At 61.7% G+C, this 20,368-nt stretch carries 17 protein-coding genes; 9 read left to right on the top strand and 8 right to left on the bottom strand.

Features of this window, described 5'->3' with window-relative positions; translation table 11 throughout:
• Window positions 1-12: 12 nt before the first annotated feature.
• Window positions 13-684 carry a DUF3313 domain-containing protein gene (locus ACIOAU_RS05125; RefSeq protein WP_181087887.1) on the bottom strand — a complete coding sequence of 224 codons (672 nt, stop codon included), beginning with the start codon at window positions 682-684 and terminating at the stop codon, window positions 13-15.
• 328 nt (window positions 685-1,012) lie between these two features.
• On the opposite strand from ACIOAU_RS05125, the gene ACIOAU_RS05120 reads away from it, so the two are divergent.
• Together ACIOAU_RS05120 and ACIOAU_RS05115 are read left to right on the top strand one after the other, a co-directional pair.
• A complete protein-coding gene (locus ACIOAU_RS05120; protein ID WP_401180451.1) occupies window positions 1,013-3,880 on the top strand; it encodes an HD domain-containing phosphohydrolase in 2,868 nt (955 codons plus the stop codon).
• A 118-nt stretch (window positions 3,881-3,998) separates the two neighbouring features.
• Window positions 3,999-5,183: an MFS transporter gene (locus ACIOAU_RS05115; protein ID WP_401180448.1), complete on the top strand. Its 1,185-nt coding sequence runs from the start codon at window positions 3,999-4,001 to the stop codon at window positions 5,181-5,183.
• Between the two features lie 46 nt (window positions 5,184-5,229).
• Here ACIOAU_RS05115 and ACIOAU_RS05110 read toward each other — a convergent pair whose 3' ends face one another.
• Both ACIOAU_RS05110 and ACIOAU_RS05105 read right to left on the bottom strand, forming a co-directional pair.
• Window positions 5,230-6,417, bottom strand: a complete 1,188-nt coding sequence (locus ACIOAU_RS05110) for an MFS transporter (protein ID WP_178080764.1) — start codon at window positions 6,415-6,417, stop codon at window positions 5,230-5,232.
• Window positions 6,418-6,558: 141 nt separating this feature from the next.
• Window positions 6,559-7,446 carry a LysR family transcriptional regulator gene (locus tag ACIOAU_RS05105; RefSeq protein ID WP_101319251.1) on the bottom strand — a complete coding sequence of 296 codons (888 nt, stop codon included), beginning with the start codon at window positions 7,444-7,446 and terminating at the stop codon, window positions 6,559-6,561.
• A gap of 137 nt (window positions 7,447-7,583) precedes the next feature.
• Between ACIOAU_RS05105 and ACIOAU_RS05100 the strand changes: the two genes are divergently transcribed.
• From ACIOAU_RS05100 to ACIOAU_RS05085, 4 genes are all read left to right on the top strand, one after another.
• On the top strand, window positions 7,584-8,939 hold the full coding sequence (locus ACIOAU_RS05100) for an MFS transporter (RefSeq protein ID WP_401180444.1): 1,356 nt from the start codon (window positions 7,584-7,586) through the stop codon (window positions 8,937-8,939).
• 15 nt (window positions 8,940-8,954) lie between these two features.
• Window positions 8,955-9,392: a type II 3-dehydroquinate dehydratase gene (gene aroQ / locus ACIOAU_RS05095; protein WP_401180441.1), complete on the top strand. Its 438-nt coding sequence runs from the start codon at window positions 8,955-8,957 to the stop codon at window positions 9,390-9,392.
• Window positions 9,393-9,653: 261 nt separating this feature from the next.
• Window positions 9,654-10,277, top strand: a complete 624-nt coding sequence (locus ACIOAU_RS05090) for a dTMP kinase (protein WP_401181095.1) — start codon at window positions 9,654-9,656, stop codon at window positions 10,275-10,277.
• Window positions 10,278-10,313: 36 nt separating this feature from the next.
• Complete coding sequence (locus ACIOAU_RS05085; protein WP_401180438.1) at window positions 10,314-11,909, top strand: PQQ-dependent sugar dehydrogenase; 1,596 nt, start codon at window positions 10,314-10,316, stop codon at window positions 11,907-11,909.
• Window positions 11,910-11,915: 6 nt separating this feature from the next.
• Here ACIOAU_RS05085 and ACIOAU_RS05080 read toward each other — a convergent pair whose 3' ends face one another.
• The 5 genes from ACIOAU_RS05080 to ACIOAU_RS05060 all read right to left on the bottom strand — a co-directional run bounded on the left by ACIOAU_RS05080 (window position 11,916) and on the right by ACIOAU_RS05060 (window position 17,155).
• Window positions 11,916-12,650, bottom strand: coding sequence for a peptidase (locus ACIOAU_RS05080; RefSeq protein ID WP_401180435.1), 735 nt, complete (start codon window positions 12,648-12,650; stop codon window positions 11,916-11,918).
• Between the two features lie 63 nt (window positions 12,651-12,713).
• Window positions 12,714-13,493, bottom strand: coding sequence for a transglutaminase N-terminal domain-containing protein (locus ACIOAU_RS05075; protein ID WP_401180432.1), 780 nt, complete (start codon window positions 13,491-13,493; stop codon window positions 12,714-12,716).
• Window positions 13,490-14,440, bottom strand: coding sequence for an alpha-E domain-containing protein (locus ACIOAU_RS05070; protein WP_101319263.1), 951 nt, complete (start codon window positions 14,438-14,440; stop codon window positions 13,490-13,492). Before ACIOAU_RS05070 ends, ACIOAU_RS05075 begins: the two co-directional genes overlap by 4 nt.
• Before the next feature lie 3 nt (window positions 14,441-14,443).
• Entirely contained in the window at window positions 14,444-15,853 is a 1,410-nt protein-coding gene (locus ACIOAU_RS05065; protein WP_101319265.1) for a circularly permuted type 2 ATP-grasp protein, read from the bottom strand.
• A gap of 255 nt (window positions 15,854-16,108) precedes the next feature.
• Window positions 16,109-17,155: a diguanylate cyclase gene (locus tag ACIOAU_RS05060; RefSeq protein WP_401181092.1), complete on the bottom strand. Its 1,047-nt coding sequence runs from the start codon at window positions 17,153-17,155 to the stop codon at window positions 16,109-16,111.
• A gap of 231 nt (window positions 17,156-17,386) precedes the next feature.
• Here ACIOAU_RS05060 and treS point away from each other — a divergent pair, with 231 nt between their 5' ends.
• The 3 genes from treS to ACIOAU_RS05045 all read left to right on the top strand — a co-directional run bounded on the left by treS (window position 17,387) and on the right by ACIOAU_RS05045 (window position 20,343).
• Window positions 17,387-19,450: a maltose alpha-D-glucosyltransferase gene (gene treS / locus ACIOAU_RS05055; protein WP_101319267.1), complete on the top strand. Its 2,064-nt coding sequence runs from the start codon at window positions 17,387-17,389 to the stop codon at window positions 19,448-19,450.
• A gap of 138 nt (window positions 19,451-19,588) precedes the next feature.
• Window positions 19,589-19,816 carry a hypothetical protein gene (locus ACIOAU_RS05050; protein WP_401180428.1) on the top strand — a complete coding sequence of 76 codons (228 nt, stop codon included), beginning with the start codon at window positions 19,589-19,591 and terminating at the stop codon, window positions 19,814-19,816.
• A 77-nt stretch (window positions 19,817-19,893) separates the two neighbouring features.
• A complete protein-coding gene (locus ACIOAU_RS05045; RefSeq protein WP_188035894.1) occupies window positions 19,894-20,343 on the top strand; it encodes a GNAT family N-acetyltransferase in 450 nt (149 codons plus the stop codon).
• The last annotated feature ends 25 nt before the right edge of the window (window positions 20,344-20,368 follow it).

The raw sequence follows: 20,368 nt of genomic DNA, 5'->3' as shown, positions 1-20,368 counted from the left end.
TGTAACCTTGGACTATTTGTCTTTGACCTGCTCGAACGACTTGGCCATGTCTCTGGCCCAGCCATCGAGTACCGCTTTCACATCCTTGGTCTGCATGACCTGGTCGGCGTTATCCAGTTCGGCGCCCGCACCTTTGCGCACCACCTGCGCCACCACTTTGTTGTCGGCCGCGTCGATGAAGGCCGCTTCAGTGGCGAGGCTGGTGTCCTGATCACGGATGCCGGTCGCGGTGCTCACGCCGGCTGCGATCAAGGCAATCGGGATCACTTCATAGGCTTGCAGGCTCTTGGTGCTCGCACTCACCCCAGTAATCGCCGGCCGCACGATCAACACCCCCGGGCCTGGTCCCTTGGCCAACGGCATGACCTTGGCCATTTCCCGCTGCAGGGCCTGATCGTAATACTGGGTGATGCCTTGCAGGGTGCTGGCGGGGATCTTGGCCGTGGGCTGCGGCTTTGGATACAGCTGGCTCGGTTCGATATAGACCTTGGTGTAGCGGCGTGCATCGAGCTTCGGATCGACCCAGCGCATCACCGGCGCACCGGAAGGTGAAGTCTCCTGCTTGAGCAAACTGTAATCCTTGAGGAATCCAGAATACTGGTTGGACTCGACGTACTTGCTGGCACAGCCAGACACTGCAAGTGTTGCCACGCACAACGCGGTCAGCAGTAACTTTGACTTCATGTTGTTGCTCCTTGTGGACCGATCTCGGACGAGATCACACTGCCGAGGGGGAATCGCCACGTCGCGCGGCCTTTCACACTATCCAGCTGCAGCGTTGCGATTGGTGTCAAACAGGGTGACGCGAGTTGCCCTGTGGCCCGCTTTGCTCATGTAATGAGCGCAGCCGAGTCCAGTACATGACAGCGCTGTTACTTGGCACACCTGGGCAACCGTCAATCAGCATAGTCCAGCCATGCGTAAGTAAAGAGTTGGGCTAGGATTAGCTGGAACAGGCGCGGCGGGCATTCGAGCTGCGGATTACAACGAATGCCAAAGAAGGTCCAGACCCTTGAACACCTCACGCCGCGGCTTCTCCCTGCAAGTGCTGATTGGCCTGGCAATCATGTTCAGTACGCTGACGCTTGGGGCAGTGCTGGCCTACCAGGGCTACCGCAGCATCGAGCACACCTTGCTGGCTGCGTCGGCCGACACCAGTCGCCAGCTGGCGCGCACCATCAACGAGCGGGCGCAGCGCTTGATCAACCCGGTGCTCAGCTCGATCCGTCTGCTTGCCCATGACTCGCTTGCCGAGGCCGTCACGCTGCAGCAACGGCTTGATCGTTTGCCCTTGCTCGCGGCCAGCCTGGACGCCAACAGCATGCTCAGCGCGGTGTATGTGGGCTATGCCAATGGCGAGTTCGTGCTGTTACGGGCGCTGCGCGACAAGGCCGATAGCCAGAGCGTGCATGCGCCCGCAGGTGCCGCGTACCTGTTGCAAAGCATCAGCCTGGACGGCAGTGGGCAGATGCTCGGTGAGTGGCGCTTTTACGACAGAGGGCTGACGCTGCTGCAAACGCTGGCCAAACCGGACTACCACTTTGACCCGCGTACGCGGCCGTGGTTTGTCGAGGGCCTGGCCAGCGCGACTACCCAGTTGACCAAGCCCTATGTCTTTTTCACCACCAAGGAGATCGGCCTGACGGTTGCCCAACGCAGCATCACTGGGCACGCAGTGCTGGGCATGGACGCCTCGGTCAACGACCTGGGCGGCGAAGTTGCTGACCTGCGCACGACCCCCGGCACGCAGATGGCGGTGGTGGGCAGTGACGGCGAGGTAGTGTTTTACCCAGACCTGCAGCGGGTAGTGGTCCAGGACGGTGCGGCGCTGCGTTTGTCGCGCCTGGACGAGCTGGCGGTCGACAGCCTCAGCTGGCTGTTCGTCAACAATTACCAGAGCGCAGACCCGGTCCACTATCAGGCGGCCGGCCAGGACTGGTACGGCGTGCAGGTTCCGCTTTCGTCATTCACCCAGCACGACATCCGCCTGCTGATCGCAGTACCCGCGGCTGAGCTACTGGGCGGCGCGCGGCAGATGCTGATGGCCGAAGCGCGCTGGGCGATTGTTCTGATCGGGGTCCTGCTGCTGGTCGGCTGGGCCCTGGCGCGGCGCATTGGCCAGCCGCTGCAGGCGCTGACCGAGCAAGTACAGGCTCTGGCCAGTTTCGACTTCAGCCGGCGCGTCGGGGTCGAGTCGCGGATCAGCGAGGTCAGCGCGCTGAGCGAGGTGCTCGGCGGCATGTCGCGCACCATTCACAACTTCCAGGCGATCACCCTCAGCCTGAGCCGGGAAACCAATCTGGAAGATATGCTTCGCCAGGTGCTGGGTGAACTGGTGGAGGCGACTGCCGTAACCAGCGGTGCTGTCTATCTGGCCGGCGAAGACAGCGAGGTATTACGCCTGGCTGCACACTATCGCGATGAGCGCTATCCCGCTGACCTGCAGCTTGGCGTGCACGAGCCGCATCAACTCAATAGCGCAGTGGAGCAGGCGATGCCTGGCCAGACACCGACCATGGCCGTGGCGCTGAATGACCGCAGCGGGCAGCGCCTTGGGCTGTTGGTGTTGCAACTGGGCCCGGCGCAGCTGCACTCGGGCGGCATTGCACCGGCATTTCGCCAGTTTGTCGAGGAGCTGTCCGGGGCGGCCGCAGTGGCCATAGAGACACGCCAGTTGATCGAGGCCCAGCGACGCCTGCTCGACGGCATCATCCAGCTGCTCGCGGATGCCACCGATGCCAAAAGCCCCTATACCGGAGGTCACTGCCAGCGTGTGCCGGTGCTGGCGCAAATGCTCATGGACAGTGTCATTGCCGCAAACAGTGGGCCTTACGCGCAGTTTCACATGAGCGCGCTGGAGCGCTATGAGTTCAGGATCGCGGCGTGGCTGCATGACTGCGGCAAGGTCACCAGCCCAGAGTACGTAGTCGACAAGGCGACCAAGCTGGAGACCTTGAACAACCGCATCCACGAGATCCGCACCCGCTTCGAAGTGCTCTGGCGCGATGCCGAGTTGCTCTATTGGCAGCGCCTGGCTGAGGGTGGCGAGCAGCAGGCGCTGCAAGTAGCGCTGGAGAATACCCGGGCGCAGTTGCAGGAAGAGTTCGCCTTTATCGCCAATGCCAACATCGGCGGCGAGTTCATGTCCGATGCCGATATCGAGCGCTTGCGTACCATTGGTTCGCGGCCGTGGCTGCGCAATTTCGATAACCGCCTGGGCTTGTCCCGTGACGAGGCAGAACGCCTGGCGCCGGTGGCCTCGGCATTGCTGCCGGCGCCTGAGCAATTATTGGCTGACCGTGTCGACCACCTGGTGCCATGGGGTGAGCGCAAGCCGCCAGTCGACAAGCACGACCCACGCAATACCTGGGGCTTCGACATGCGCCTGCCGACCCATGCCTACAACTATGGTGAACTGCACAACCTGAGTATCCGTCGCGGCACCCTGACTGACGAAGAGCGCTTCAAGATCAATGAGCACATCGTGCAGACCATCATCATGCTCAACACCTTGCCGTTGCCCAGCCACCTCAAGCGCGTACCGCAGATTGCCGGCAACCATCACGAAAAGATGGACGGCAGCGGCTACCCGCGTGGTTTGAAGAAAGACGACATGAGCATCGCCGAACGAGTGATGGCGATTGCCGATATCTTCGAGGCTCTGAGTGCCGCTGACCGGCCCTATAAGGCAGCCAAGACGTTGTCGGAGTCAGTCAAGATTCTCGGCTTCATGGCCCGCGACCAGCACATCGACCCAGGGCTGTTCCGCCTGTTTTTAAGCAGCGGTGTGTACCGCGAGTACGGCGAGCGTTTTCTGCGCAGTGACCAGCTTGACGACGTCGATATCGAGCCTTATCTGCGCGCATTCGCAGGGTCTTGAGGGCGTCTCGAGGGCGTCTGGAGGGTGCCTGCCGACTATCGATTGCGCTCATGAAAGTTTGACCGATGAGTCAAATCTGCCTAGGGTAGCCCGCTCTGTTTTTCTGTCTGAGCGTGTTATGACTACCCCGTACAAGCTGCCAGCAACCGTCTACCTGCTGGGTTTGACCATCTTCACCCTGGTCACCGCCGAGTTCATGGTCGCCGGGATGATGCCGGCATTGGCTGATGCCTTCTCCGTCAGCCTGGCCCAGGTCGGCAACCTGATTGCCTTCTATGCATTGGGCATGGCCCTCGGTGGGCCGCCGCTCACAGTGCTGTTGATTTCTCGCGGCATCGGTAACAAACGGGCGTTGATCGCCTTGTTGTTCGTCTATTTACTGGCCGCCGGGGTGTCCGCCGTGGCGCCGAGCTACACCATCCTGCTGACGGCGCGGGTGATCATGGGTGTGGCCAGTGCAGCCTGCATCGGCCTGTGCATGACTCTGTGTGCCGGGCTGGTGCCGTTGGCCGCGCGGGGCAGGGCGATCGCGGTGGTGCTGGCGGGGCTGATGCTGTCGCCGGTGGCCGGCGTGCCGCTGACCACGGTGATCGAGCAGGTCGCCGGCTGGCGCGCCAGTGCCTGGATGATCGTTGCCCTGGCGCTGCTGTGCACCTTGCTGGTCGCACGCCAGCTGCCGCAGGACGTCACCGGCCAGCAGCCCAGCCTGCGTCGGCAACTGGACGACCTGAAAAGCCGCAGCCTGTGGGGTGCCTATGTCACCAGCGGGCTGATCATCGGAGCGACCTTTGCCGCATTCAGCTACATCACACCGATCTTGATCAACGAAGTCGGCGTATTGCCCGCTTACGTCGCACCGCTGCTGGCGCTGTACGGCGTCGCCAACGTGCTTGGCAACCTGTTCATCGGACGTATCGCCGAGCGGCACACCTTCCGCGCCTTGGGTTGGGGTCTGGCGCTGCTGGTGCTGGCCATGGCCGGCTTTGCGCTGGGCGGCGAGCATCGCTGGTTGAATTTGCTGTGCTTTATCCTGATCGGTTTTACCGGCGTGGCGCTCAACCCAGCGATGGTCGCGCGGGTGATGAAGGCCGCCGAGCCGGGCGCGTTGGTCAATACCCTGCACACCTCGGTCATCACCGCTGGTTTGGCCTTTGGCAGTTGGGCGGGGGGCGAGGCGATCGATGCGGGCTTTGGCCTGCGTGCGCCGCTGTGGGTTGGCGCGGCGCTGGCCGGACTGGGCCTGATAAGCCTGGCGCGGCCACTACTCAATGTCCGCACGCCCGCGCCAAGGCCGTATGCCTGATTGAAGCAGGGCGCAACAGTCAGGACTGTTGCGCCCACGTGTTTGCTTAGTGGCCGCCCTTCATGCGGCGCGCCAGCAGATACAGGCCCAGGCCGACCAACGCGGTCGCCGCGCCGATGTAACCGGTGCTGGTCCAGCCCAGTCCAGCAGTAATCGCCATGCCGCCCAGCCACGGCCCCAGCGCATTGGCCAGGTTGAACGCTGCGTGGTTGGATGCCGCCGCCAGGCTCGGCGCCTCGTGGGCGATGTCCATCAAGCGAATCTGCAGCGGCGCTGCCAGGGCGATCATGCTGCCGACCAAAGCGATGCCGAGCATGACTGACCACAGTGCATGAGCGGCGTAGGTGAAGAACAGCAGCACGCCGATCGACCAGAGCAACACCAGGCCTACCGCACGGAACTGCAGCCGATCAAACAGCTTGCCGCCGGCAATGTTGCCGATGATGCCGCCGGCGCCAAATGCCGCCAGGGCAAAGGGGATCATCTGTGCCGAAGTGCCGGTCACCTCGAGCATGGTGGGCGCCAGATAGCTGAACACGCAGAACATCCCGGCAAAGCCCACGGCGGCAATGCCCAGCGCCATCCACACTTGCGGCAAGCGGAACGCCTGCAACTCCTTGCGCGGATCGCTGCGTGCTTCATCGTCACGCTGCGGCACGTAACGCCAGACCAGGGCAATGGTGCATAGCGCGATCACGCCCACCAGCAAGAATGCCGACCGCCAGCCAAAGTACTGCCCCAGCAGGGTTGCCACGGGATTGCCCAGCAGCATGGCCAGGGTCAGCCCGAGCATCACTCGCGCCACCGCCCCGGCCCGCTGGTTACTCGCGACCATGCTCGAGGCCACCACCGCCGCGATACCAAAATAGGCGCCATGGGGCAGGCCGCTGATAAAGCGGAACGCCACCAGGCCGCCGAATGATGGGGCAAAAGCGGTCGCCAGGTTGCCCGCGGCATACAGCGCCATCAGCAACAGCAGCATGTGCTTGCGCAGCAGCTTGGCGCCGAGAATCGCCAGCGCCGGTGCACCGACCACCACGCCCAGGGCGTAGGCACTGATCGCGTGGCCGACTTGAGGCTCGCTCAGGTGCAGGTTGCTGGCAATGTCGGGCATCAGGCCCATGATCGCGAACTCGCCAGTGCCGATGGCGAAGCTGCCCAGGGCCATGGCGGCCTCCATTTTCGCCACTGTGGCTTTGGAGGCGGTTGGGGGAGGGGCTTGGTGAACTGACATCGGGATCCTTGTTGAAATACGCTGAAACGTTTAACTGAGCAGTTTATGGATGTGAACACGCTCCGTCGAGGCGGTTCATCACTTGGCCAGCTAATGCTGTAGATGCATGCGGAGTACAGATGTACTCCGCGTCGAAAAAGCTCAGCTCAACCAGCCTTGCGCCTCTTCCAGAAAATGCATGACTGCCCGTGAGCGCTCATCCACGCGGGTGATCAACGACAGCTCGCTGTGCATGTCGGCCTGCTCGAGTTCAAGCGTACGGATGCCCGGCATGCTCAGTTGAGTGAGGGTTTGCGGGAGAATGCTGATGCCGATACCTGCTGCAATCAGGCCAGGAATGCTCATCAACGAAGGCACTTGCATGACGTTGGCAGGGTGCAACTGATACTGCCGGCACAGCTGCAGTATGTGTGAGGTCAGGCCGATGCCGAGCGGGTCCTCGAGGAAGATGAACTTCTCCTGGCGCAGGCTCGCCAGATCGCCGTTGAAGGTATCTGCCAGGGGATGGTTGTCAGGCATCAGCAGGACCAGCCTGGAGGTACTGAAGCAGTGGGTGCGCAGGCGGGCGGGCAAATGGTCCTTGAAGATCCGGGCAAAGCCGATGTCGAGCGTGCCTTCCAGCAGTTTGTCGAACTGAGCCTGAATGCGCGCATCGAGCAGGGTCACCTTGACTTCCGGATAGCTGCTGAAATAGTGCCGAATCAACTGTGGCAGATTGGCCTCGAGCAGTGCCGAGTGGTAGCCGATGGTAATTTCACCGATCTCTCCGCGCCGAGCGCGCTTGGCGGCGGCCACGGCCAGCTCACTGGAATGCAGGGCGTCCCGCGCATGCGGTAGAAACGCCGCGCCAGCGGCGGTCAGTTCGACGCCGCGATTGGCCCGGCGAAACAGCGTGACGGCCAGCTCGCTCTCCAGAGTCTTGATCAGCTGACTCAACGCAGGTTGGGCAACCTGCAAATGCTCGGCAGCCTTGCTGAAGTGCTGAAACTCGGCGGCGCAGACGAACGCGCGCAGATGACGTAGCTCCATGATTCGACCTGTATAAGGCTAGCTTATGAATTTATCCGGTTTTCGATAATTATCTTGCAGGTGAAAGCGCCTAGAGTCGACTCAGATGCACAACCGTCCGCTACGGGCGCTCGATAACAATAATGATTGAGACACTCATGAATACGACAGATGCCTCTGCTGCAGACAGTCAGATGTCCAGAAAGGCGGTCACCGCCGCCACCATCGGTACCGCGCTGGAGTGGTTCGACTTCACCCTTTACGGCGCGGTAGCTGCAACGGTCCTGCCCAAGCTGTTCTTCCCGGCCATGGAGCCCACCTCCGGCTTGCTCGCGTCACTGGCGACCTTTGGCGTAGGACTGGCGGCGCGGCCACTGGGCGCGATCACCTGCGGCTATCTGGGTGACAAACTCGGCCGGCGCAACCTGATGCTCGCGACAGTCAGCTTGATGGGCCTGGCCTCGGTGCTGATGGGGCTGCTGCCGACCTACGCGCAGGTGGGGATCTGGGCGCCGATCATGTTGGTGATCCTGCGGATCATTCAGGGCTTCGCGCTGGGCGGCGAGTCGACTGGCGCGCAGCTGATGGCCCTGGAACATGCACGCTCGGATCGGCGCGGGTTCTATTCAGGGCTTCTCGGCCTGTGCTCGCCACTCAGTCAGATACTTGCCAACGGCGCATTGCTTGGCCTGGCCGCGTTGCTCAGTGCCGAGCAGTTCGAGTCGTTTGGCTGGCGCATACCCTTCCTGATGAGTTTCGTGCTGGTGGTGGTGGCGATCTTTATTCGCCTCAAGGTCAGTGAAACGCCTGCCTTCGTTGCCTTGCAGAAGACCCAGGCGCCCCATGCAGGCAGCCCGTTGAAAGATGTGCTGAAGACGCACTCGCGGACCATTCTGCGTTTGATGCTGTTCTTCTGCTCGCCGGCCGCGCTGTTCTACCTAATCGTCATCTTCAGCTTGAGCTATCTGGTCAAAAACCTAGGCATGGGCCAGTCCATGGGCTTCATGTCACTGATGGTGGCCAACGTCTGCGCCATCTTCGGTGCGCTGGCCGGCGGCTACCTGAGCGACCGTTGGGGGCGCAAGAAGGCCTTGGCGTTTGGCTCCTGCATGACCCTGGCGATCCTGATGGTCTACTTCCCGATGCTCAATACCCAGCAACCGGCAATGATCATGGCGGCGATGGGGCTGTTCCTCGGTTTCACCCAGTTCCAGAGCGGCATCCAGCCCGTCGCCTTTGCCGAAGCGTTCCCGACCAACGTGCGTTACAGCGGCTCGGCCCTGGCCTACACCGGTGCCAACCTGCTGATCGGCGGGCCGATGCCTATCCTCGCCGTGTGGCTGATGAGCCAGACCGGCAATTCACCCTGGCTGCTGGTGGCTATTTGCGCCGCGATCAATCTGGTCTCGCTGGCGATGATTCTGATCGGCCCGGAAACCCGCGGCATCGATCTCGACCAAGCCGACGGCGACGCCACTGTGCAGGCCAGCGCGTCACCCCAGTACCTCAAATAAATGCAGAGTCCGACCATGAATCGTTCAGTCTTTATCCTCAACGGCCCCAACCTGAACATGCTGGGCCGCCGCGAACCCGAAATCTATGGCACGACGACACTGGCCGAGGTGAAACACGATTGCCAGCAGTTGGCCGCCGAACTGGACCTGGTGTGTGAGTTTCGCCAGACCAATCATGAAGGGGTCATGGTTGACTGGTTGCAGGAAGCCTTCGAGCGCGAGGCGGCAGTGATCATCAACCCCGCCGGCTTTTCGTTCCATTCCATCCCGGTGCTGGATGCGATGAAGTTGATCAAGGCGCCGTTGCTGGAGGTGCACATTTCCAACATCCATGCACGCGATGAACTGCATCGCCATTCGATTACCTCGACAGTGGCCAATGGTGTGATTGCTGGCCTTGGGGTTGAAGGGTACCTGCTGGCGTTGCGGGCGATAGCCAGCCGGCTTGGCTGAGTGTACGGTCAGCACTTCTGAAACTTGTGTTTGGGTCGAGAACGTCGGGGCTGCATCGCAATCCTTTCCGACCGGCCCGGCGCCCCGGCAAGGCCGCTCCTACAGATTGACCGCATCCGGCAGGCCAGCGCGTACATCTGCAGGAGCGGCCTTGTGTCGCGAAAGGGGCGCAGAGCGCCCCCACCGTCACCCGTTAAGCAGGGTAGAATGCGGCTCGCCATGAGCGCATTGAAGGTAGTGATTTTGCTGACTGCAGGCCCTGTGAATCGTCCGTTGTTCGTCGCCTTCGACGGCCCTAAAGGCACCGGTAAAACCACGCTTCTGGAAGCCGTGACTCAGGCTCTGCGCGCCGAGGGCAACAAGGTTGTCCGCCTTTGCGAGAAAAAGAGCGATCCGTTTCGTGGCGAGACCATGGCCCTGGTCAACCAGGTAGCGCGAACCCCTTGTGCAGACCTGGAGTTGCAAATCTGCCAACGCCTGGCAGACAGTCGCGCCTGGATCTCACAGCAGGTACTGCCCAAACAGCCCGCCGACAGCATCATCCTGATCGACCGCTGGTATCCCTCCGATGCAGCCTTTCGCCGTCTGGTGCCGTTTGCGCAGATCCTTCAGCTGAACCTTGAATGTGACGTGCAGGTGCCCGACCTGCACGTTGGCGTCGTCACCGCCCCGCACATTTCATGGGCCAGGGCAGCGGCACGCTCGCGTGGTTTGAACAGTACCGTGATGCACACGCTGCAAGAGCATGTCGCTTCGAGCGAAACGTTTGAACGTGCGGTTGCCGAGCATGGCTGGGTATTGTGTCGCAATGAGGGTAGCGTTGAAGACGCGACGAAGCAGATTGTGGCTGAAGTTCAAAGCCTGGTTGTTGGTTTGCCAATATGAAGTGATGTCAGCCACCCTAGTGCAGGAAATAACCCGATGCAGGCACCCATGCGCCACATCCTCGGTGTACTCGCAGCCAGCTTGGTCACGGCGCTGCTCGCCAGCATCATCCAGACGCAACTGATACTCAGTGAGTTGATCGGGCTGGGGGCGCCGATCACGGCATCGATCCGCATGCACTCGACCGTGACGGATCTGATGACCTTCGCGCCGATCATGATGGCTATTGCAGTTGCGACGCTCGCCCCGGCGTTGCTGCTGGCGCATTGGCTGGCCAACAAGGTTTCAGTGCCACGCATGGCATTATGTGCGGGTGCTGGCATGTGTGGGCTTTGGACGGTGTTCTGGCTGATGCGCTCGGTCATTCCCATGCCGGCGATCCCCGGCACCAGAGACTTGCTCGGCCAGGTGTTGATGGCTTCGACGGGGATTGTCGCGGGTTTGCTGTATGCACAGCTGACCTCACCAACCCTCGCAGTTGTAAGCAGTCAGGACCGGGCCAAGGCGCTATTGGCGGTCGCGCTGGCTGGTATCCCGGCCATCCTGTTCTTTATTTGCGCACCGGCTGGCGTCGAGCGGCCTGCCGTCGTTGACGCGAGTAGATACAAAGTCCAGACAGTGGCCACTGGCTTGAGACAGCCATGGTCGGTTGCACTACTGCCGGATGGACGCGCATTGGTGACCGAGATGGCAGGGCGCCTGCTGGCTATCAGCAGCGACGGCTCAACTGCACAGATAAACCTCGATGGGCTTCCGGCGCTGTTCCAGCAAGGTGCTGTCACTGGTTTGATGGATGTCGTGCTGGACCCGCAGTTCGAGCACAACGGCCTGCTTTATCTAACCATGGGTTATGGCAAGGCAGGCGCCAATGGCACGCAGCTGGTGCGGGGCAGACTGGTTGGCAATGCGTTGACTGACGTCCGCGTGCTGTTCAAATCGACACTCAAGCCCAGCGCCGGCAACAACGGCGGGCGCCTGGCATTTCTCGCCGATGAGACCCTGGTGCTGACCGTAGGCGATGGCAGCACGCGCCGCGAAGAGGCGCAAAACCGGGCCAATTCGCTGGGCAGCGTGGTCAGGCTCGACCGCGATGGCCGGCCACCGGCGGACAATCCTTTCATCGATCAGGCAGGCACCGCTGCCGAGCTCTACAGCCTGGGCCATCGCAACCCGCAGGGCATCGCGGTCGATCCTGCAACCGGCGATTTGCTGCTCAGCGAACACGGCCCCCGCGGTGGTGACGAGATCAATCAGATAGTGCCGGGCGGCAACTATGGCTGGCCCATCGTTACCGGCGGAGTTGACTATCCGTTTGCGCAGGTAACACCACTACGTCAGCTGGCGGGCTATGAAGATCCAGTCGTGCAGTGGACACCCTCGATCGCACCGGCCGGCCTTGCCGTCTATCGCGGCACGATGTTCCCGGACTGGCGCGGCAATTTGCTGGTACCTGCGCTCAAGGAACGGGCGGTGCGTCGAGTATTGCGCAACGGCCGCCAAGTGGTCGGGCAGCAACTGCTGCTGGCAGACCTGAAGGAGCGGATGCGCGATGTGAAGGTTGCGCCGGACGGTTCAATCTACGTCCTCACCGACGGGCCTGACGCCAGGCTATTGCGCATCGTCGAACCCTGAGCCGGATCAATCGGCCATGAACTCACGCGGCGGCGGCTGCAGATCAGCCAGCAGATTCTTCAAACCATCGCTCCATTGCCGGCGAATATGGCTGTAGTACGGGTCATCCTGATGGATGCGCACCGGCGCCTTGGCGGCAAAGCTGTCCTTGGCATACACCAGCAGATCCAGCGGCATGCCCACTGACAGATTGCTGCGGATGGTCGAGTCGAACGAAATCAGGCCGCAGCGCAGCGCCTCGTCCAAAGGGGTGTGGTAGGTCAGGTTGCGATCGAGAATCGGCCGGCCGTACTTGCTCTCGCCAAGCTGCAGAAACGGCGTGTCCTGGGTGGCCTGGAAGAAGTTGCCCTGGGCGTAGACGTTATAGATGCCCATCTCAGCGCCGGCGATCTGGCCGCCGACTATGATCGTGCAGCTCAGGTCGATCTGTGCGGTCAGCTTGCTGCGGTCGCGGCTAATGACTTCGCGCAGCGTATCGGCAACCAGCACCGTGGCGTCGTACAGCGAGGTGACATTCAGCAAGTGGGTGCCGCTGCCGCGGCTGCGCTGTTCGAGCAGGCTGACCACCGATTGCGAAGTGGCCAGGTTGCCTGCGGTCTGCAACACGATCAGGCGTTCACCTGGCGCGCTGAAGACGAACAACTTGCGAAAAGTGGAGATCTGGTCGATGCCTGCGTTGGTGCGTGAGTCGCAGATGAACACCAGTCCGTCTGCCACGTGCATGGCGACGCAATAGGTCATGCTGGTTACCTTGTGCTGTGGGAATAGAGGCCCCGTCCTGGCGAACCTGACGGGGCTTTGTTGCTACTGGCGATGGACGTGAACGCTGGCCTGCATCGACTCGGTGCCGCCACCGCGGCGTACACCGCGGACCGGGCAGGCATCCAGGTAGTCGAGGCCGACTGCCAGTTTCAGGTGGCGCTCGGGGCGGGTGATGCGGTTGGTCACATCGAAGCTGTACCAGGCGTCATCGATCCAGGCTTCGGCCCAGGCGTGGCTGGCCAGGTGGGTTTCATCCTCGGTGCACAGATAGCCGGACACATAGCGCGCCGGAACGCCCAAACTGCGGGCGCAGGCGAGAAAGGCGTGGGTGTGGTCCTGGCATACACCGGCACCGCCGTTGAAGGCTTCGATGGCGGTAGTGACTACCGAGGTGGTTCCCGGGCTGTACGGCATCTGGTCGGCGAGGCCCTGCATCAATGCGGTCAGCGCTGCGCGGTCACGGTGCGCGCCGCAATGCTGAATGGCAAAGGCCTTGAGCGTGTCATCGGCCTGGGTCAGGTGGCTGGAACGCAGAAACGGCAGGGGCGACTGCTCGCCGGCTTCCTGCTCGCATTCGGAGTCGATTTCGACCTGGCCGCTGGCGGTCAGGGCCAGGTGCCCGTGGGGTTTGTCCAACGTCAGCACATGCAGGATGTTGCCGTAGGGATCGATCTGGCTGTTGACCTTGCGCGGCAGCTCCAGCTGCCAGTCGAGGATACGCTGGCGATCGCTGCTGCGCGGGGTCAGGCGCAGCAGCTGGATGCTGTTGCTGACATCGCTGGCGTAGCTGTAGGTGGTGTCGTGACGGATAGACAGTTTCATACGACCTCCAGGTAGGAATTGTGCACGCTCTGGCCCAGCTGGTGGATACGGCCGATGAAGTCGGTCAGCCACAGGTGCAGGCCGGCGTCGAGAATTTCGTCGATGCCGGTGTAGCGCAGGCGCGCATTGAGTTCGGCGGCCATGCGCTGGGCGGCGCGACCGGTGTTGCCCGGCAAGCCGGCGAGGATCTGGTCCAGCTCGTCGATGCAGGAATGCAGCGAGCGCGGTACGTCGACCCGCAACAACAACAGCTCCGACACCGGCCGCGCGCTGGGCGCGTTACGGTAGATCTCGTTGAACGCCTCATAAGAGGTCAGGGCGCGCAGCAGGGCGCTCCACTGGTAATAGCCGCGGGCCGAGTCGTCGCTGACTTCTTCGGAGGTTTCGCCGAACATTTCATAGCGCGCATCGAGCAGGCGCAGGGTGTTGTCGGCACGCTCGAGAAAGGTTCCCAGGCGGATGAAGCTGTAAGCATCGTTTCGCATGATGGTCCCGGAGGTGGCGCCGCGGAACAGATGCGAGCGCTCCTTGACCCAGTCGCAGAACTGGCTGATGCCATAGCGGCCGAGACCGTTGCTGGCGATATTGCGCATCTCGATCCAGGTGGCGTTGATGTTCTCCCACATGTCGGCGGTGATACGCCCGCGCACGGCGTGGGCATTGGTCCGCGCTGCCTGCAGGCAGCAATAGATGCTGCTGGGGTTTTCCGCATCGAGGGCGAAAAAGTGCAGCATGCGCTCGGAGTCGAGCTCGGTGTGCTTGCGCAGGTAGTCGTCAAGGGTGCCCGAGGCCAGCAGCGACATGGCCAGTTCAGCGTGGCCATCGGAGCGGCCGGCCTGGGGCATCAACGACAGCGAGTAGCTGACTTCAAGCATGCGCGCGAGGTTTTCGGCGCGCTCCAGGTAACGCGACATCCAGTACAGATCGGAAGCGGTTCTTGAGAGCATCGGTCAGTCCTCCACCACCCAGGTGTCCTTGGTACCGCCGCCCTGCGACGAGTTCACCACCAGCGAGCCTTCCTGCAACGCCACGCGGGTCAGGCCGCCAGGCACCAGGCGGGTCTCGCTGCCGGACAAAACGAACGGGCGCAGGTCGATGTGGCGCGGGGCGATGCCTTGTTCGACAAAGGTCGGGCAGGTCGACAGGCACAGGGTCGGCTGGGCGATATAGGCATGCGGGCGGGCTTTGATGCGCGCGCGGAAGTCCTCGATCTGCGCTGCCGTTGCCGCCGGCCCGACCAACATGCCGTAACCGCCGGAGCCTTGGGTCTCCTTGACCACCAGCTCGGGCAGGTTGGCCAGCACGTGGGACAAGTCGGCAGGCTTGCGGCATTGCCAGGTGGGGACGTTCTTGAGGATGGGCTCTTCGCTGAGGTAAAAGCGGATCATGTCGCCCACATAGGGGTAGATCGACTTGTCGTCGGCCACGCCGGTGCCGACGGCATTGGCCAGCACCACATTGCCGGCGCGGTACACCGAGATCAGGCCGGGCACGCCAAGGGTCGAGTCCGGGTTGAAAGACAACGGGTCGAGGTAGTCGTCATCCAGGCGTCGGTAGATCACGTCGACCCGCTGCGGCCCGGCGGTGGTGCGCATATAAAGATGCTCGTCACGCACGAACAGGTCGGCGCCTTCGACCAGTTCGATGCCCATCTCGCGGGCGAGAAACGCATGCTCGAAATAGGCACTGTTGAAGCGCCCGGGGGTGAGCACTACGGCGGTCGGGTTGTCCAGCGGGCTGGCGCTCTTGAGTGTGTCCAGCAGCATGTTCGGGTAGTGGTCGATCGGGGCGATGCGCTGCGCGGCGAACAGCTCGGGGAACAGGCGCATCATCATCTTGCGGTCTTCAAGCATGTAGCTGACGCCGCTTGGGGTGCGCAGGTTGTCTTCGAGCACGTAATAAGTGCCATCGCTGTCGCGCACCAGGTCGACCCCGGCGATGTGCGCGTACAGCCCACGGTGCAGGTTCAAGCCCTGCATTGCGACCTGATAGCCCTCGTTGGCCAATACCTGTTCTGGCGGAATGATGCCGGCCTTGAGAATGCGTTGGTCGTGGTAGATGTCGTGCAGAAACAGGTTCAGCGCCTGCACCCGCTGAATACAGCCGCGCTCGACAATACGCCATTCGCTGGCGCGGATGCTGCGTGGGATGATGTCGAAGGGGATCAGGCGCTCGGTGTCCTGCGCGTCACCATAGAGGGTAAAGGTGATGCCAGCGCGGTGGAACAGCAGGTCGGCCTCGCGTCGACGTTGTTCCAGCAATTCCAGCGGTGTATTGGCCAACCAGCGCGAAAAAGCCTGGTAGTGGGAGCGGCAACTTCCGTTTGCCTCATACATTTCATCGAAAAAAGCCCGGGACATACCCACTCCTTGCTACGCATCGTCAGCAGCGTTGTCGCATACCTGATCAGCGTTGCAATGAAGGTGCCGAAACGGGCAGGGCAGTGTAGTGAAGTCTCTAACTGATGCAGAACTTGCGAATGCGCGCTGTTTAACATCAGAAAAACGACGCGCCAACGGCTTTTACGCTCAATCCCCGTCAACGGCGGGAAGGCGTCGTGCGTCAAACAGGTGCATGTTGCCAGGCTTTGCCGAAGTTGCCCCAAACGGGGGCGCTCAGGCGGTGGGGCGGGCGTGCTCGACCAGTTCAACCCGGTTGCGGCCGGCGGCCTTGGCGCGGTACATGGCCTTGTCGGCGCAGACCAGCAATGCGTCCAGATCACTTTCGGCAGTTGTGGCATAGACCAGGCCGATGCTTGCCGTCACGCCGTGCTCGCTGCTCACGTTGAGTTGGGCGATCAATGCCCGCAGGCGCTCGGCAATCTCGACGGCCTCGGCCTGGGGCGTGTTGGGCAGCAACAGTGCGAACTCTTCACCGCCGAGCCTGCCGGCGATGTCATCGTCGCGCAGGCAGGCACTGATGACCGTGCCAATGCGTTGCAGGACCCGATCCCCCGCCGCATGGCCGAAGGTGTCATTGATCTGTTTGAAAAAGTCGACGTCCAGCATCAGCACAGCGACCAGCCCGCTCTGCTGCTCGCACAACGCATGCTGGGCCGAGGCATGATCGAAGAACGCCCGGCGATTGTTCAAACCGGTCAGCCCGTCTGTGCAGGAGGCAATCATGGCCAGCCGGTGGGCATGTTCCATTTCATGCTTCAGGCGCCAAGCAGTCTCCAGTGCGGACGACAGACTGCGGGTGGCATTGACAACAAACGAGGCAAACACCAGCACCGCCAGGGCTATGCCTTGTTGCAAGGCAGAAGGCTGCAGTAACAACCAGATCGTGCAAGGCAGCAGCACCAGAGCAACGGACACCAGGGTCATATTGCGAAAGGACGAGTAACACGACACCGCGCTGACCGACATGCCTACTGCAAACAGCATGATCAGCGTCTGCCCGACCAGATCACCGATCGGCATCACCGCAAGCGCGCCGAGGCCCCAGGTGCCTGCCGACAATGCCAAGGTCAGCCAGTAGCGGCGCTCCCACTGTTGCGGCGAGCGCTGGTTGGGCGCGGCGCGGCGGTAGGTGATGAACATCTCGGTACGCAGCAGCGTGGTCGCGGTCAGCACGCTCATCCAGATGAGCACCGCTTTGTGATCAAAGCGCTCCCAGCCCATCCAGCACAGCATCGCTGCAGCCAGGTAGCTGCCCAGCACCGCCGGCGCCGATTGCACGAACAGCTGCTTGAGCCGATCGGTCCTGACGTGCTGGGTGATCTCGGGGCGAAGGTCGGGGGCGTTCATGGCGTGAGGCCGCAGCTCTGGATACGGGTGCGGCATTGTGTCATTGCGCCAGCGCCGCGCAAAGCGCTCCAGGCGAACGTTCATTGCTGCCATGCGTCATACCCTAAAGCCTGCGTACATTCACTTTTGCCTTGTGGGGAGCTTATGACAGATCAGGACGACTACATTAAATGGCTCGAAGCGCGTTCCATGCTCAAGATTTCCCAGGACCGGGCCAAGCTCTACGGCGGCCAGTCGCGGCTGTGGATGAACGCCTATGCCGAGTCGCAACCGCGCCGGGCAATTGAAATATCCTCGGTGTGGTTGACGGTGTACCCCGACGCGATCGTCTCGCCTGAAGGGTCTTCGGTGCTCCAGGCGCTGGGCCATGAAGCGCTGTGGAAGCAGTTGTCCGAGATTGGCATCCAAGGCATTCACACCGGTCCGATCAAGCAGGCCGGTGGGATCAGTGGTGATCAGTTCACGCCAAGCGTGGACGGTAACTTCGACCGCATCAGTTTTGACGTCGACCCGCTGTTCGGTACCGAAGAAGAATTGGTGCGCATGAGCAGGATCGCCGCCGCGCACAACGCGGTGACCATCGATGACCTGATCCCCGCACATACCGGCAAGGGCGCGGACTTCAGGCTGGCCGAGCGGGCCTATGGCTTGTATCCGGGCTTGTATCACATGGTCGAGATTCGTCAGGAAGACTGGCATCTGCTGCCAGACGTGCCCGCGGGCCGCGACGCCGTCAACCTGTCACCAGCGGTATGCGACGAGTTGAAGGCGCGGCATTACATTGTCGGCCAGTTGCAACGGGTGATCTTCTTCGAGCCGGGCGTCAAGGACACCGACTGGAGTGCAACACCCGCGATTACCGGCGTCGACGGCATCGAACGGCGCTGGGTCTATCTGCATTATTTCAAGGAAGGACAGCCGTCGCTGAACTGGCTCGACCCATCGTTTACCGCCCAGCAGATGATCCTCGGTGATGCGCTGTATGCCCTCGACTGCCATGGCGCACGCGGTATCCGCCTGGACGCCAACGGCTTCCTCGGCGTCGAAGCCCGCGCCGAAGGCCCGGCCTGGTCCGAGAGCCATCCGTTATCGATCACCGGCAACCAGATCCTCGGCGGGATGATCCGCAAGGCCGGCGGCTTCAGCTTCCAGGAACTGAACCTGACCCTGGATGACATCGCCCAGATGTCCAAGGGCGGTGCCGACCTATCCTACGACTTCGTTACTCGGCCGGCCTACCAGCACGCACTGCTGACCGGCGATACCGAGTTCCTGCGCTTGATGCTGCAGCAGATGCATGCGTTCAAGATTGACCCTGCCTCGCTGATCCATGCCCTGCAGAACCATGACGAGTTAACCACTGAGCTGGTGCATTTCTGGACCCTGCATGCCCATGACATGTTCATGTACAAGGGCCAGACCATCCCCGGCAGCATCCTGCGCGAGCATATCCGTGAAGAGATGCATGAGCGCTTGTCTGGCGAGCATGCGCCGTACAACCTGCGTTTCGTCACCAACGGCATCTCCTGCACCACCGCGAGCCTGATCACTGCCACGCTGGGGATTCGTGACCTGGAGCTGATCACCGAGGACGATATCGCCCAGATCCAGAAGATCCACCTGCTGCTGGTGATGTACAACGCCATGCAACCCGGCGTGTTCGCGCTGTCGGGCTGGGACATGGTCGGCGCACTGCCACTGCCGGCCGAGGCTGTCGCCGAGCGCATGCTCGATGGCGACACGCGCTGGATTCACCGCGGTGGCTATGATCTGGCTGGGCTGGCGCCTGAAGAGCAAGCATCCGTACGTGGCATCCCCAAGGCCCGCGACTTGTACGGCAGCCTGGACAGCCAGCTGCAACGCAGCGATTCGTTTGCCAGCATGGTGAAAAAGATCCTCGCTGTGCGCCAGGCCTATGGCATTGCCAGCAGCAAGCAAATTCTGGTGCCAGAAGTCAGCAGCCCCGGCTTGCTGGTCATGGTGCATGAACTGCCTGCCGGCAAGGGTATTCAGATCAGCGCGCTCAACTTCAGTGCTGAAGTCATCAGCGAGGAATTGACACTGGCCGGGTTCACTCCGGGCACCGTGGTCGACATGATCAATGAAACGGTCGAGGGCGACCTCAGCGAGGACGGGCGCTTGATGATCAACCTGGAACCCTATGAAGCGCTGTCGCTGCGGATCGTCAACAGCAGCGGGCATTTCTGAGACGTTAACTCGCGCTGTGAAACCAGACCAGCGACCGCGCCGGTCTGGTTTTGCGCAGAGTTGTTGGAAGCCAATCGAACCAAAAAGCTGTCTCGCTGGTCAGGATAAGGGTCTAGTCCACCACATAAGAGTCTGACCATGCATACCTTTACCTTGGAATACCTCTTCAACGGCGAGCGCCGCACTCACCAGTTCGAGCTCAAGCAGGATCACCTTGCTACCCATGAGGCCGCGCTGCACTTGATCATGTTGCACCATGGTGATGGTGAGAACAGCCTGGTCATGCCTGACGCCGATGCCACTCCTGCCGAAGTTCTCGAGCAGGCGGCTTTACTCGGCATATCTGAAGTCAGCGTAGTGCTTTGATCCGCCACAGCTGGTAAAAGGACCTTCCGCTGGCGCCATGAAGCACCGGCGTCTGAAAGTAGCTGAAGGGACTCGTCATGCAGAAAACAATCAGGCTGGCCAACGCCGCTGATATCGATGCAATTTTCCATATCCGCACAAGCGTTAAGGAAAACCACCTGTCGCGTGAGCAACTGACGGACATGGGCATCACCCCCGAAGCCATTGAACAAGCACTTATCGAGGCACCGTGTATCTGGATTGCTGAGGTCGACGGTGTCCCGGCAGGCTTTTCAATGGCTGATAGCGGTGATGCTTGTGTGTTCGCGGCATTCGTACTGCCCCAGTTCGAGGGGCTGGGCCTGGGTCGCTGCCTTATGGAACGCGCAGAGTGCTTCCTTTTTCAGCAGCATGAGACGATATGGCTGGAAACCGCAGAGGCCAGTCGCGCCAGCGGTTTTTATCGCAAGCTCGGCTGGCGCTGCGTGGAGCAGTTGCCTGAAGGCGATATTCGCATGGAGAAGCGCCGGCAGCAGGCTGATACATAGTTTGCCGGCAGTCCTGACTTGAGTC

It is taken from the genome of Pseudomonas sp. NPDC088322, assembly GCF_044740745.1.
Classification (GTDB): Bacteria; Pseudomonadota; Gammaproteobacteria; order Pseudomonadales; family Pseudomonadaceae; genus Aquipseudomonas; species Aquipseudomonas shirazensis.
This window is presented reverse-complemented; position numbering and strand designations above follow the sequence as displayed.